Raw genomic sequence first — 14,574 nt, 5'->3', positions numbered from 1 at the left:
GCCTCGAACTCAACGGCACAGTACGTCCACCTCCTCGGCCACTCTTGCCGCCACAGGGCCGACAGCGTTCTTGATGAAGAAATGGTCTCCTGCAAACATCACCACATTGAGCGGTCCAGTGGTTCGCGCACCCCAGCCACGCAATGCGGCTGGGGTGACCCCCGGGTCATCCCAGCCTCCGAGGGCAAGCACCGGGACATCCAGGGAGCCGGAGTCGTCGTCGGCGTAGCTGTCGAAGGCGGCGTAGTCCGCCTTGAGAGCAGGCAGTACCACCGAGAGCACCTCCGGATTCCGCAGCACCTCAACCCCGGTACCCTCCAGACCTGCCAGGTGTTCCAGGAGTCCTTCGTCGTCGGTGGGGTGCTGCGGCACCGCCTCGGTCAGCTGAGGGGGATGGGTCGCAGAGACCACGAGCAATCGAACAGGCAGAGCGCGACGTCGCAGCAACCTGGCCAACTCGTAAGCGATCAAACCACCCATGCTGTGTCCCAGGATGGTGATGGGTCTCGGTTCCGCTGCGGCACGGATCCGATCCTCCGTTTCCGGAAGCAGGCCCTGAGCGTAGCCCAGGACAGTTCCGGGGGCAGGGATCGAGGATCGGTCCTGTCGTCCGGGATAGTGGGCAACGACAACCTCTGCAGGGCTGTCCCCAGCAGCTGGGTAGGCCTCCAGCTCACGGACGAGGGCCGCTGCCAGGCCCCGATAGGCGGTGGCCCCTGCCCCGGCATGGGGACACAGCAGCAGCAACGGCGCATCAGCTGTTGCCGCCCCGGTGAAGCCACGAAGCCAGGAGTTCACGTCGTCGGTCATCTGTCTGCCTCTCTCACCGTGGGAAGTCGGAACGCCTCCAACGCCAACTGGTCGAAGTCATCGATCAGCTGGCACTCCTTGATCAGCGCATCAGGTTGTGCGGCCATGGTTGTCAGGGCGGCCACGAAGACATCGAGCAGAATTCGACTCTGCTCCTCGTCGAGGACGTCGGGAGCGGTGTGAAGGGAACACCGGAACACCTCGTCGCCACCCACCGACCCTGCTGGGAAGACCATGAGGACCGCGCTGGCATCGGTACTTCCTCCGGGACGAACCTGCTGTAGTGGCAGGCCTGCCGCACGCAGCGTGTCAGCCAGCTCCTCGTGATGCGGCGGATAGGACTGGAAGACGTACAAGGTGTCGAAGAGCTTTCGGACCCCTGCCATACGGTGAGCATCCACCAAGGACAGGTGTTCCCAGCCGAGCACCCGACGACGCAACGCCACCAGGTTCTTCACCGCCTGCCGCCAACTCCCCGCGGGGTCGAGATCGACAAGCCCCGGAACGGTGTTGGCGTAGCAGCCGATCGACTCCTCGATGCCCGGCAGTTCCAGGGTGCGTCCCGAGACCACCTCACCGAAGACCAGTGATCGTCTCCCGGTGAGGCTGCCCAAGGCATGCCCCCAGGCGAGCTGGCACAGCGTGTGGAGGGATGTGTTCTCCTGGGCGGCAAGTTCGGCCAACTGACCACAGCGGTCCCTCGGAAGCTCCGCCATGACCAGATACGGCTCCATCACACTGCTGCGGGGACCACCCAAAACCAAGGGTTCGACGGACTCCAACACATCAGCCCACACCCTCCGTGTCTCCTCAGCCTTGTCGAGGAGCAGCGCCGAAGCCCTCAGGAAGGTCCCGGGATCACCGACGACACAATGGCGCGCCTTGTCCCTGTCACCTTCGAGCAGCGCAGCCAGGACCCGGGCGAGCTCCAGCATCAGCAGTTGCCCGGTCCAGCCGTCAGTGATGAGGTGATGGCAGGTGATGACCAAGTGGCATCGATCGGGTGTGCGGAGCAGCGCGACGCGAAGCAGGGGCGGAGCTGACAGGTCAAAGGTCGAGCGGGCGTCCTGTTTCAACCACTCCGCAACCGCTGCCTCCTCCATCTCGAGTTCGATGGCAGGAACCTGCAGCCCCGAGGTCACCACCCCGACCAGATCCGACCCGGAAGCGGCTGGGGCGATACCCAGGCCAGGATGGTGGCCCACCACGATGCCTGCGGCATCAGCGAGCACTTCGGCGTTCAGCCGTCGGGAGTCGTCATGAAGTTCAAGGATCGACTGCACGATGTAGCCGTCGGCGCCTCCTGAGGCCAACGACGACAGGGCCAGCGAGCGTTGGAGCGCTGTCAGCGGGAGTACCTCCTTCACTGGGTGGCCGAACCTGGTGGACCAGGTGTCGACTTCTGCCTGGGTGATCTGCTGGACCACGAAGTCAGCGGGACAACGTCCCGGGTCCGTTGCCGCCAGCTCCACCAGATCCCTGAGCTCCTCCTGCCAGATCCTGAGGAAACGCTCAGCCTGCTCCACACTGACGTGACGTCCGGCAGCACGCAGAGTTGCTCGGAGCTCCGAACCCTCCGGGCGCTCATGCAACTCCGTGGTCAGGTCGAGCACCGAACCCAACGGGGTGTCAGGGCTTGCCCACCCACCAACTGCTGGCAGGCCCGGAAGAGGTTGCCATGCCCTGTGGGATGAGCTGTCGGTGGTGGTGAACACCCCGAGGTGATTGACGCAGAGTTCCGGAAGCGGGTGGGGGTGCTCCAGACGCAGCACCCCCGGACGTGCGGTGTCCTCGGGAAGGTTGTGCCGCGCGGAACGGACCGCTTGCAGGGTGGCGCGGGAGGATTCCTTCCGGGTGACGGGAAGAGGCCAGGAAGCCGTGAACCAACCGACAGAGTTCTCGGCGCGGACCGCCTCCGCGACCGGATTGTCCCTTCCGTGTCCCTCGACCGTCACTCCCGCCCCTGCCCCGGGGATGACGTCACCGAGAGCTGTCACCGCTGCCGCCAGAATGAGATCCAGCAGGTCACACCCCAGGGCTCGGGAAGCATCGATCAGATCAGCGCACATACCAGACCCCAGGACGATCCGGTGGGTGGATGCGGTCCGTTCAACATCCAACCCCGCCTCCAACATCACCCGCCCTGACACCTGCTCCATGATTGTGAGCCAATCTCGGTCCTGCCCTGCAGCAGACTGTTCGGCCAGCATGGCCGCCCATCTCAGGAAACCGTTCTCGGGATCGGAGACCTCGGATGCGGCCAGTTCGCGCTGGATCACCCGCCAACTCACCCCATCCACGACGAGATGACTCGCCACGATGACCAGACAACGGTGGTGAACCGGCCCATAGACACCCGCCGTCATCATTCTTCCCTCGGACGGGGCCAGGGCTTGGGCCAGTTTCACGACGACTGGTTGCAGGGAGTCTGAATCGGTGATCCGGATCTCCTCGGCTACGTCGATCCGGCAACCGGGGACTTCACCGGGCAATTCCAACCAGCCATCTGGAAGCAGCCGTGCCGCCAGGACGGGGTGCTGCCGCAGCACCCCGTCAAGACGCGCCGTCACCTCGGTCAAGTCGATTCCCGCATCGAGCCTGAGGACCGTGAACTGCACCAATCCGACGCTCTGCTCGTCCAATGTGGTCAATGGCCCCCCCAAGGGCGGCACCGGGGCACGCCTGGGACCCCATTCCCCGGTCTTGGGGACGCCCCGGGCGTCGCGGCACCCCTGGGCCAGCTCCGCGATGTCTCTTGCGGCGAGTACGGCCCGGGCGCTCACCTCCAGTCCAACCCGACGCAGCCCTGCAACCACGCGGATGGCTGCGATCGAATCCCCTCCCAGGGAGAACAGGCTGCTTCTCGGGCCAGGAGGTTCACCGAGGCCGAGAACCTCAGCCATGACCTCGGCCACACGTCGCTGAGCCCCTTCAAGTTGACCGTCGTCTCCCCCGGCAAGTTGGGGTTCCGGAAGGGCGGCTCGGTCAAGCTTGCCCTGAGCGGTCAACGGCAAGTCCTCGAGTTCCACCAAGAGCTCAACCACCATGTAACTCGGTACCCGGCGTCCCATGATCTCTACAACATCGTCGAGGAGAAGATGAACACCAGGTGCTGGCACCACGTACCCCACGAGTCGCCCAGCCCACACGGCAACTGCCGCCTGATGCACCCCCGGCACCTCGAGCAGGGCTGCCTCGACCTCACCGAGCTCCACCCGGTTCCCACGGATCTTGACCTGCTCCCCGGTCCGACCGTGGAAGACGAGTTGTCCGTCGCGCCGCCAGGAGGCGATGTCACCAGTGCGGTACATGCGTTCCCCACCGTCCTGCTCCACCGGGCTGATCCCGAAGGCCCTGCTCGTCTCCACCTCACGATTCCAGTACCCAGCGGCCACCTGAGCACCGACGAGACAGAGTTCCCCGGGTACCCCCACCGGCACCTCGACATCCCCCGGCCCCAGGATACGAACCGTGACGTTGTCCTCGGGACGACCGATGAGGCTCTCGCCAGCAGCCACCGCCAGTTCTGGGGTGAACTCGACCCAGGTCACGTCCATGGCGGCCTCGGTCGGTCCGTAGAGGCTGTGGACCCGGCACCCCAACAATTCACGAGCACGCAGGGCAAGATTGCCCGGTACCGCCTCCCCACCCAACAACAGATCCTCCAGGCAACGCATTCCTGACAGGTTTTCGACGGTGTCCAGGATGACCCTGAGGTGACTCGGAACCAGGGAGAGCACCTGAATCCGCTGGTGCGCCACCATTCGGGCCAGCGCTTCCACCTCCCCCTCCCACCAATCAGCAGGGGGAATCACCGTCGTGCCACCGCTGGAGAGAGGGTTGAGTAGTTCCGCAAGTCCGACGTCGAAGGTCACCGGCGCCTTCTGCAGCACTCTGCAACGACGGCCTCGGAGGAAGGTTCTTCCGTACCACTGCAAATGATTCGCCACTCCACGATGGAGGTTGAGCACTCCCTTGGGACTGCCCGTGGATCCTGATGTGTGGATCAGATAGCACGGATCCTCCCCTGACAGGGGACGCGTCAATTCCCCCACCGTAACCGATGCCGCGCTGCGGGCCCGAAGCTGCGCCTGGGTGCTCACGTCGTCGAGGTCGATCACGACGATGTCGCCGTAACTCCCGGGGTCACGGGAGGCAATCCCGGCGACCAGCACCAGGCTGGGGCTGGCATCCATCGCGACCTCCCGGATCCGCCGCGGAGGATGCCTGGGATCCACTGGGACGTGACATGCACCGGCTCGCAGCACCGCCGCCATGGCGATCGGCAACCACACCGACCTCCCCGTCGCGACGAGCACCCGATCACCAGTGGCAACGCCTCGAGCCAGCAGTTCCCGGGTGAGACGGTTGACCTCCGCGTCGAACTGTGCATAGGTCAGACGTTGCGTTTCCTGCCCCTGGGCATCGCACACAACGACGGCCGGGTTGTCGGCACAGGATTCCGCCGCATCCCGCAGCATCCCATCAACCGTTGCCGGTTCGATCTCGCGGCGTGCTCCACGGGCATGCTGGTCCAGGAAGGATCGATCCCTCCTCCCCAGCACCAGGAGCTCACGAAGGGGACAACTCGAGGTGGCCGAGGCGATCACCGTGTCCAGGATCTCCGCCACAGAGTCGACCAGATCAGCGGAGAGTCGTCGCTGATGGGTGAACTGCACCTCTGTGTGGCCAGGGTGGTGGAACACCTCCAACGCCAAGGGGTGGAGGGCGGCCTTGTTGTCGATGAGTTCCCAGTTGCAGCTCACACCCGGGAGCTGGGGGCCGGCGATGTCCTGGGTCAGGAAGAGCACCATGGTGGAGAACAGCTCCTCCCCGGCGGAACGGTCGATCCCGGCGGCAGCTGCGATCTCAGCGGTGGGAAGCGTCTTGTGCCGGAAAGCATCCGAGATCACCGTTGTGGTTGTAGCCACCAGATCGGCGAAGGTGGTACCCAAAACAGCCGACCCGTCCAGGAGCAGCGGAATCTGGTTGCTGAAATTGCCGAACAGCTGATCCTGCCCGGGTTGCTCGCGATTGGCCACCGTGGTCCCGATGACCGTCCGGACCTGCCCGGTGACGACTCTCAACGCCAAGTGAAACGCAGCGATGAACACCGCAAAGGGCGTGGTCCGGTGTTCCTTGGCCAGGGATCGAAGGTTGGCATCGGCGGCGACGCTGAGACGATGATCACGACGTGCCCCAGTTTCGCTGTCCTCGTGTTCCAAGGGCAGCGCGAGCTGGGGAACCCCGTCACGGAACACCCCCTTCCAGTAGGTCCGTGCTCCCTCATGGCCACTGGTCTGCTCCTCGGCGGCGAAGTCAGCAACCTGCCAGGTCGGGGCCGGAAGTTCTTGGGTCAGGTAGGCCGCACTGAGTTCTCGGGCCAAAACGGACATCGTCATGCCGTCCCACACGATGTGCTGCAAGGTCATCACGACCACCAATGTCTGCTCACCGACCCGCACCAGGTCCAGACGCATCGGGGTGTCCACCGCCAGATCGAAGGGACGCGCCACGGCTTCACGGGTGACGACATCAACATCGGTCCCGGGAGGGTGTTGCCGCACCTGTGGTGGGAGGAGGTCATGGACACACTGCCAGGGCTCGCCATCCTCACCCGTCGGATAGGTGGTGCGTAACACCTCATGGCGACGCACCACGGTGTGAAAGGCCTCGACCAACCGACGTTCATCAACCGGTTCCGCGCCGTCGTCCCATCTGAAGGTCAGCCTCAGACAAAGGTTGTAGGCACAGCTTGCTGGATCGAGTTGCTGCTTCGCCCAGATGTTTCGCTGGGCTGCGCTGAGCACTGGTTGTTCCGCCCTCGAGGGAGCAACCGGCGCCAAGGCCTGCCCCTCTCCCTGCCGTCGCTGTGCCAGCAGGGCCCTGACCTCATCGAGGGATCTCACGACACGTCCCCCGTGGCGACCTCCACCAACAACGCAGCCGTGTTCTCCAACTCATGAACCCGAGGATGAATGTGACGCAAGCGATCTGCCAGCTCCCGGATAGAACGATGCTCAAGAACATCAGCCACCTTCATCGTCCCCACTCCCAAGAACTCCCGCACCCGTGCCGTGTAGCTGGTTGCGAGAACCGAATCCCCCCCGAGATCGAAGAAGTCCCTCGTGGCACTGTGGACCTCCGAGTTGAGCACCTGCCCCAACAGGTAGCTGAGGGCGAGTTCAACCGTCCCTCGTGGCCCATCCTCACCGTCAGGACCAACCGGCGCCTCCCGGTGCCCCCGCGCAGCCAGTTGGCCAGCCGCCCTGCGGTCCTTCTTGCCGTTGCTTGTGACCGGCAGCGTCGCAACCTCGATGATGTCGGAAGGAAGCATGTGGGGCGGCAGCAGGGCAGCCAGTTGCTCCCTCAGCAGCGAGGTGGACAGCGGCCTGGTGATCTGCGGGGCCGGCTGGGCGATCGCAGCCAGGCGGGTGCCTTGAGAGACCACCACGATCGCTGCACTGACCTCTGCCAAGGATTCGAGCGCCGCCTCCACTTCTCCCGGCTCCACCCGAAAACCACGGATCTTGACCTGGTTGTCACGCCGTCCCAGGATCTCGACGACCCCGTCAGGGCGGTAGCGGGCCAGGTCACCTGTGCGGTACCACCGTTTCCCCGCCACGAGGACGAAACTGTCCCGAGTGCGTTCGGGATCACCTCGATAGCCCTCCGCGAGAGAGCGACCACCGATCCACAACTCACCCGTCACATGGTCCGGTGCGTCAGATCCGTCCTCACCGACCACCCGCATGGTGACGTTGTCCAAAGGCTTCCCATAGGGAACTGCCGTGGTCTCCCTCGGCAGCGAATCATCAACGATGTACGCCGTCGAGTGAATGGCTGCCTCCGTCGCTCCCCCGAGACCCACGAAGACGAGTCCCGGAACCGCGGCCCGAAACGCGTGGGCCAAGGTGGGTGGGATCCGGTCCCCACCGGTGAGCACCAGTTGCAGTGATGCCAGCTGATCGGGCCGGGCGGCCTCGAGGAGCATCCCCACCAACGCAGGGGCGCATCCCAGGAGGGTGACCTTGAACTCGGAGACGAGTTCGGCCCAGACCACGGCATCCATGGCCTGATGTTCATCCACCAGGACCACGTGTCCCCCCAGCGCAAGTGGCAGGAAAAGGTCGAGGACTGAGAGATCGAAGTCGTAGGCTGACAACGCCAAGGTGACCGGTGACCGACCCATCAGATCGAACCGGGAGATCAGGGAGTCAAGCGTGTTCGAAGCCGCCGCATGACTGACCTCGACGCCTTTCGGACGTCCGGTGCTGCCTGAGGTGAACAGCACGTAGGCGACGGCCTCCGGCATGACCGGAGCCGCCTCTGCGACCACTACTTCCAAGGTGGGGATCCCAGCGGTCAGTGCTGCTTCAACCTCCCGGGAGGTGACCAGGGTCACGGCTTGTCCGTCGACCATTACCTGGTCCCTGCGGCGTTCGGGCTGGTTCATTCCGAGCGGAAGATAGGCGGCACCGGCCAGCAACACACCAAGGATGGCGATGATCTGCTGAGGCCCCCGTGGCAGTTGCAGGGCAACCGTGTCTCCCGGGATCACACCCTGACCTCGAAGGGCGCGGGCGAGGGCGCCGGCCTGGCACAGCATCTGCTCATGGGTCAGCTCCCGGGCGAGGCCTTGTTCGTCCCGCCACCGGAGGGCAGGTGCTCCAGGGGTGCGCTGTGCCTGCTCGATGACGGCCTCGTGGAGAGTACGTTCGGGCAGTTCGAGAGCAGTGTTGTTCACCTCATCACGTACCTGACGTTGGGACGCGGGCAGATCAATCAAGCACGGCTGATCCCAAGCCTCATCCGAGGTGGCGAGCCGCCTCAGAGTCTCCATGAAGGCGGCGAACATATCCTCCGCGACCCCCGGGGGCAGTGCGTCCCGGCGAAGATCCCAGTTGAGCAGCATCCCCTTGTCGAACTCCACCACCTGAGCATCAAGGTCGACCTGAGGGCCCTGAGAGATGATGTGGATCGGAGTACCGAAGATTTCCCTCACCCTGGGAGAGAACAGATCTCCCAGGTCGAGGCCTGAGGTGTAGACGACATTCGCCGTGACCGGGTGTCCACGACGCCTTCCCAGGTCACGCAGCACCTCGAGGCCCGTGTAGGACGAATGCGCGGCGGCAGTGTGCACCTCCCGCGACAGATCCCGCACGGCCCGGGTGAAGTCCTCTCGGGAGGTCGAGGCACTGACCATCATCGAATTCGTGAAGTCCCCAACCACGAGGTCCACCTCAGGATGCACTGGTTCCCGGGCGAACAGAGGCATGTTGAGCAGCATCCGCCCCGTGTCCGACCACCGCCCCAGAACCTGGGTGAAGGCCGTCGCCACGACCATCGCCGGGGTCAGGGACCGACGGTGTGCCCTTTCCTGGAGGGCTTGGTACTCGGTGGCCGACAGGGTTGCCGCCAATCGGATGCTGCGATGCGGTTCGGTTCTGAGTTCCTCAGGTATGAACGGCAGCCCCGGAGGTTCCGGCAGCAGATCGAGTCGCGACTGCCACCACTGACGATCCTGCTCCCGACGCCGGGACTGTGCAGGCCCGGGAGATTCCAAGATCCGCTGCTGCGCGAGAAGGTAGTCGCGATAGGTCATCGTCAAGGGTGGCAGGGATGCGTCACCAGTGGTGAGTGTTCCCTGCATCAGGCAAGCCAGATCCTCGGTCAACTGTCGATAGCTCATGGCGTCCGCCGCGACCATGTCGACATCCAGATGGAAGCGATGCCTGCCGCCCGGGAGCAGTGTGAGTACCGGCAGCCACACCTGACCCGAGCTGAGGTCCAGGAGTTGATGGCTGTAATCGGAGCGCAACTCGTCGAGCCTGCGCTCGATCTCCTCCGCGGAGCTGTACCGGAGGTCGTGCACCACCAGGGGGCAGTCCTCCGGAACGGGAAGGACTCGCTGGAATCCGGTGTCCAGGACCGCCGTGCGCAGCATCGGATGTCGACGCAGCAAAGCGGATGTCGCTGTGCGCAACACGTCCGTGAAGGCCTCAGGGTCCTCGTGGCTGCCATCGAACTCGACGTACAGGTGAGCTGCAACACCTCCCAACCGCTGTTCCTGTCCCCGCCCCAACCAGTACGCGTGCTGCATGGTGGCCAACGGGAACTCGCCGTCGCCGGGATCATCCGAACGGGCCAGCTCAGGGATGGCGGCTGGGTCTGCGGCAGCGATCACAGCGAGCCAACCACCGAAGGTGGGATCCATCACCAGCTCTGAAAAATGCACCCGCACCCCCGCCCTGGCCAAGGCGTCGCTGATCGCCAGCACACGCAATGAGTCCAGCCCGAGACCGATGAGGTCAGTGTCCTCGGTCAGTTCCTCCGCCTCCGTGGGGTCAAGATCCAGTTCATCGGCAAGGCGTTCCCGCAACCATGCGGCATCGATCATCGGTCCTTCTCCTCCATGTCGTTGACACTCAGGGCCACGTTGCGGAGCCAACGTGTCGCATATTCCTCGATCTGGGCCTCGCCGAGAAGACCACGTGCACCGGCAAAACTGGCCACGAGTACCGGGCCCTCAGCCGTGGCCTCGACATGGGCCGTCACGGTCATCGAGAACCGGGCAGGCATGCCGTCCAGCTCCGGAGCACCAAGTTCAGCCAGCGCCTCTCCGGGGTCGAGGATCTGCCACGGGGTATCCACCCACGCGGAGAGGAGGTCCATCCGCCCCAAGTAGTTGAGGCAACTCGCGGCCAGGGCCTCCTCGTCCTCACTACTGGCAGCCACAGTCCGTGCGATCCAGCCAGCATCCAGAGTCTGCGGCACGGGTGCCCGACGGGTCAGCTCCGCGGTGAACCAGCCCACGGCTCGGCTCTCCTCCAGGCCTTCCCGCCCATGGACCTCGATGGTGAACCACAACTCCTCGCCAGCGGGATCACGCCGCGTCGCAGCGAACTCTCGATCCGTCCAAGCCGTGACCACCCCCAGGATGTCGTCCACACCCAGACCATCCTTCGCCATCCCCAGCACGGCGGATGTGGTGGCTGATGCGACCCGACGACACACCACCGGTTCAATCCCGACGTCGAGCCGGGGATCGCAGTGGCGGGACGCCAGCGTTGGCCCCAAGGGTCTGCGGTCAGGCAGATCACGGTTCAGCATCGCACTGCTGTCGGCGGGGACCAAGGACTCGGGCACGATCTCCAGGCCGCTTCCGAACCGTTGGATGTCCTCGGCGAGGATGTGCCAGGACACCACATCCACGGCCAGATGATGCACCGTCAGCAGCAACACGGGGGGCCTCCCGGGCGCACCGAGCCGGACGCTGGCTGCGCACAGCGGACCCCGCCAGGGATCCAGACACCTCACTCCGGCAGCACGTGCCTCTGCCAAGGAGTGACCTGCGGGCAGGATGTCGACCACTGGCGGCAGCCCCCCGGCAACCAGCTCAGATCCGTTGTCGTCGAGCCGCGCCGTCAAACTCGGGTGCGCAGCCACGAGGGCAGCCAGCAATGATTCGGTCATGTGCTGCAGTTGGGGCATCCCCTCCTCGGGAAGGGTCACGAGTTGACTCTGCGTCATGGACGCCAAGGCCTCCCCTGAGTTCGCGACGTGAGCACGAGCCAGCCGTGCCAGCACGAAGGTCGGCGAATCACCTCGGGAGTCCCCCGGGTACTGGTCGACCGACTGCCTCATGCGCAATGCGGCGTCGGCGATGCTGGGGCTCTCGACCAGATCACGCACCGAGACCTGCCAGATCCGTCCTCCGGGGACGGGATGGCGCAGCGAGGTCGCCAGATCCATCACGGCGATGCTGTCCAACCCAAGATCATCCAGTCGAGACGAGGGCGAGGGAGCGCTGCCGGTCATCCGCGACACCGCGGTGAGCAGATCCTCCAGCTGAGGGGTCATCTGGTGACCTCCCTGACCGGACTCCTGCAGCGAGGTCTGCTTGAGGTAGCGGCTGGCAGCAGCCCGATCCAGCTTGCCGTTGTGCGTGACCGGTAGTCGTTGAACGACAGCGACGACTCTGGGCAGCAGATACGTCGGTAGTCTCATGGCTGCCAGACGACGCACAGCGGCCACGGAGTGTTCCGTGACCACGAGGGCCCCCAGCCAGGGCCGCCCCTGCTCCTCCTCCGTCACCACGCAGGCATCGAGGACCCCGGGTAGGGATCGCAACACCGTCGCAACCTCATCAGGTTCCACCCGGTAGCCGTTGATCTTCAGTTGCTCGTCGCACCTGCCCTCGAAGACAACCGTGTCCTCGACTGTTCTTCGCGCCCGGTCCCCCGTCAGATAGAGTCTCCGCCCGTTCAGGCCATTAGGAAATGCGGCAGCGGTCTCCTTGTCCAGTCCAACATATCCCTCGGCCAGCTGTGCCCCCCACACAACCAGTTGGCCCGACATCCCGGCAGGAAGCGGCCTCAGACGGTGGTCCAGAACGGCTGCCGACATACCGTCGAGGGGCACTCCAATCGTTGGCCGAACGTGCTCCTCGACGCAGGCCATGAAGCACTCGACCGTTGCCTCCGTGGGCCCGTAGCAGTTCCACACCGTGCCCCCCAGGGATCGCAACCGGTCCCACAGGTCCTGAGCTATGGCCTCTCCTCCGAGGGCCAAGATGCTGGGGCGGGACTCCGCCTCGGCGAATCCCGCATCGAGCAGGCGCAGCACCATGGAGGGGGTGGTGTCGATCATGTCGATCTGGTGGTCCCTCAAGGCCCGCACCAACATCCCGGGATCATTGCGGGTCTCCTCGTCAACGACGTGGACACTGTGCCCACTCAACAGGGCCACCTGGGGTTGCCATGCCGCATCGAACCCCGTCGACCAAGCATGGGCCACCCGGATCGGGCGTCCCAACCTCCGTTGAGCGGGTCCGAGGATGTGGCGGTCATGGTGGCTCCAATAGCTCAGCAGTGCCTCATGGGAAACTGCCACCCCCTTCGCCCGGCCGCTGCTGCCCGAAGTGAAGACGACGTAGGCCAGCCGACGCTCCGGTGAGATCGGCAACTCACCGGGAGCCGGGGCTCCCTGTACTCGCCATGACACCTGTCCCAGCCGTGACGGATCCACAACACCACACCGGACATCGCGTCCCATCTGCGTCAAGGCCTCTGCCGTCGAGGGTTCGGTGAGGACCAGAGTGCTCCCGGCATCAGCGATGATCTGGGACATTCTCGCCACAGGCTGAATTGGATCGAGATGCACCGTGACCCCACCCGCGGCAGCAATGGCGAAAGGCGCGATCACGGCCCGACGATCACGTGGTAGGGCGACCGCCACGGGTTCGCCAGATCTCAGTCCGGCCTGGCGCAGAGTCCTCGCCAAGGAATCGACCCCGCTCTGGAACCCCTGGAGGTCCAGTTCCCCGAAGACATCGACGAGGGCTTGGGCGCGAGGGGCCCTTGTCGCAACCTCCTGCAGCATCTCGTCGATGGACTCCGGCAGGTCCTCCCTGCCTGGGGAACCGGCCAGATGATCCACTTCCTCGGGGAGCAGGATGTTGATCCCGGCCAACGAGGGCGCCGTCACCAGGTCCTCGAGTGCCACAGCGATCCGACGCGCTGTCCGGGTCGGGTCAGCAAAGGCCCAGCTGTCAGGGATTCGGGTGTCATGGGACTCAACTCGGACCACGATCTCCTCACCATCGACGAGGACCACCACCGTGACCGGGTAGTGACTGGGCGAATCGATGCGCAGCAGACGGGACGTGGCCCCGTCCCCGAGGCTGATGTTTCGATGAACGTCTCCGGCCGGGGTGTTCTCCACCACGAGAAGCGAGTCGAAGAGTTCACGACCGCCTACCCCCAGGGCCTGGGACACACCCGATGAACCGAGCCAATCGTGGCGCCGCAGCTGCGCAAGCCTGGCCTGCAGCTCGGCTCCCGCCTCATTGGGCGGACGATCGTCCACCCGAACCCGGACTGGGGTCGTGGTGACGAGTCCACCGATGATCCGATCCCCACCGGGGATCTCCGGGTGTCTCCCGGAGCTGGTGTTCCCGAATACGACGTCGTCCCGCCCAGCCGCGCTGCTGAGGATCCGCGCCCATGCCAGCTGCGCCAAGGTCGCGAGGGTGAGTCCCTGCTGTCGGGCATGGGTCAGGATGGCCGTGGAGTCGGCGGCCCCGATCCGCTGTTCTCCAACCACCGGAGCCAGAACACTGATCCGACGTCCAAGACGCGGCATCTCCTCCAGATCCTCAAGCTCCTCCCGCCATGCCTGTTGGGCGACAGTCGGCTCCTGAGCCGCGAGCCATGCGGCGTGGTTGCGCAATGGGGTCGGTGGCCCAAGCAGTGCCTCGTCACCCCGGATCAGGGCAACGAGTTCCTCGATGAGAAGCGGCATGCACCAGCCGTCAATCACCAGATGATGCATCGTCAGCAGCAGGATGCAATGACCTGAGCTGTCCTCCCCACCGACGTGGAGAAGTGTCGCCCGGATGAGTGGACCGTCTGAGATCGACAGTGGGCGGTTTCCTTCGGTGGCACGGAACCTTTGGGCGGCCGCCATGGGGTCGGGTTCGGTCCTGAAGTCGTACACCTGCCAAATTGGGCATCCACTGTCGAGGACCAGAAGAACGGGATGGGGCAATCCTTCACTTCGAACCCGACCAAGAAGATGTGGATGTCGCCGACACAGAGCTGCCAGGGCTGGACGCAATCGGGAGATCAGGTGTGGGGTGACACCGACCAGATCGAGTGAGATCGTCACCAGGTAGGGATCGTAGGTGAGATCCGCCCGGGAGATCGCTGTCATCCCTGCCTGGGTGGGGGACAAGGCGACCACGTCGAGGATCTGAGGCAT

Annotated in this window: 4 protein-coding genes; all 4 read right to left on the bottom strand. The window is 64.8% G+C overall.

The genetic code is table 11. From position 1 onward, the window contains the following. Window positions 1-9: 9 nt before the first annotated feature. From EII35_RS07010 to EII35_RS06995, 4 genes are read right to left on the bottom strand one after another with little or no spacing between them, the layout of a single operon-like run. A complete protein-coding gene (locus tag EII35_RS07010; RefSeq protein WP_125227753.1) occupies window positions 10-810 on the bottom strand; it encodes a thioesterase II family protein in 801 nt (266 codons plus the stop codon). Continuing rightward, window positions 807-6,719 (bottom strand): non-ribosomal peptide synthetase, encoded by a 5,913-nt coding sequence (locus EII35_RS07005; RefSeq protein ID WP_125227752.1) that lies wholly within the window; start codon window positions 6,717-6,719, stop codon window positions 807-809. The genes EII35_RS07010 and EII35_RS07005 overlap by 4 nt, the downstream gene beginning before the upstream one ends. After that, window positions 6,716-10,210, bottom strand: a complete 3,495-nt coding sequence (locus EII35_RS07000) for a non-ribosomal peptide synthetase (protein WP_125227751.1) — start codon at window positions 10,208-10,210, stop codon at window positions 6,716-6,718. The genes EII35_RS07005 and EII35_RS07000 overlap by 4 nt, the downstream gene beginning before the upstream one ends. After that, window positions 10,207-14,574 (bottom strand): AMP-binding protein, encoded by a 4,368-nt coding sequence (locus EII35_RS06995; protein ID WP_125227750.1) that lies wholly within the window; start codon window positions 14,572-14,574, stop codon window positions 10,207-10,209. The genes EII35_RS07000 and EII35_RS06995 overlap by 4 nt, the downstream gene beginning before the upstream one ends.

This window comes from Arachnia propionica (assembly GCF_003932785.1).
In the GTDB taxonomy this organism is placed as follows: Bacteria; Actinomycetota; Actinomycetes; order Propionibacteriales; family Propionibacteriaceae; genus Arachnia; species Arachnia propionica_B.
The sequence above is the reverse complement of the archived record's forward strand: the minus strand, read 5'-3'. Positions and strand labels throughout refer to the sequence as shown.

Coding starts and splice junctions, on each gene's coding strand:
- EII35_RS07010 (WP_125227753.1), bottom strand. CDS start 810: ATGACCGACGACGTGAACTCCTGGCTTCGTGGCTTCACCGGGGCGGCA.
- EII35_RS06995 (WP_125227750.1), bottom strand. CDS start 14,574: ATGCCTCAGATCCTCGACGTGGTCGCCTTGTCCCCCACCCAGGCAGGG.
- EII35_RS07000 (WP_125227751.1), bottom strand. CDS start 10,210: ATGATCGATGCCGCATGGTTGCGGGAACGCCTTGCCGATGAACTGGAT.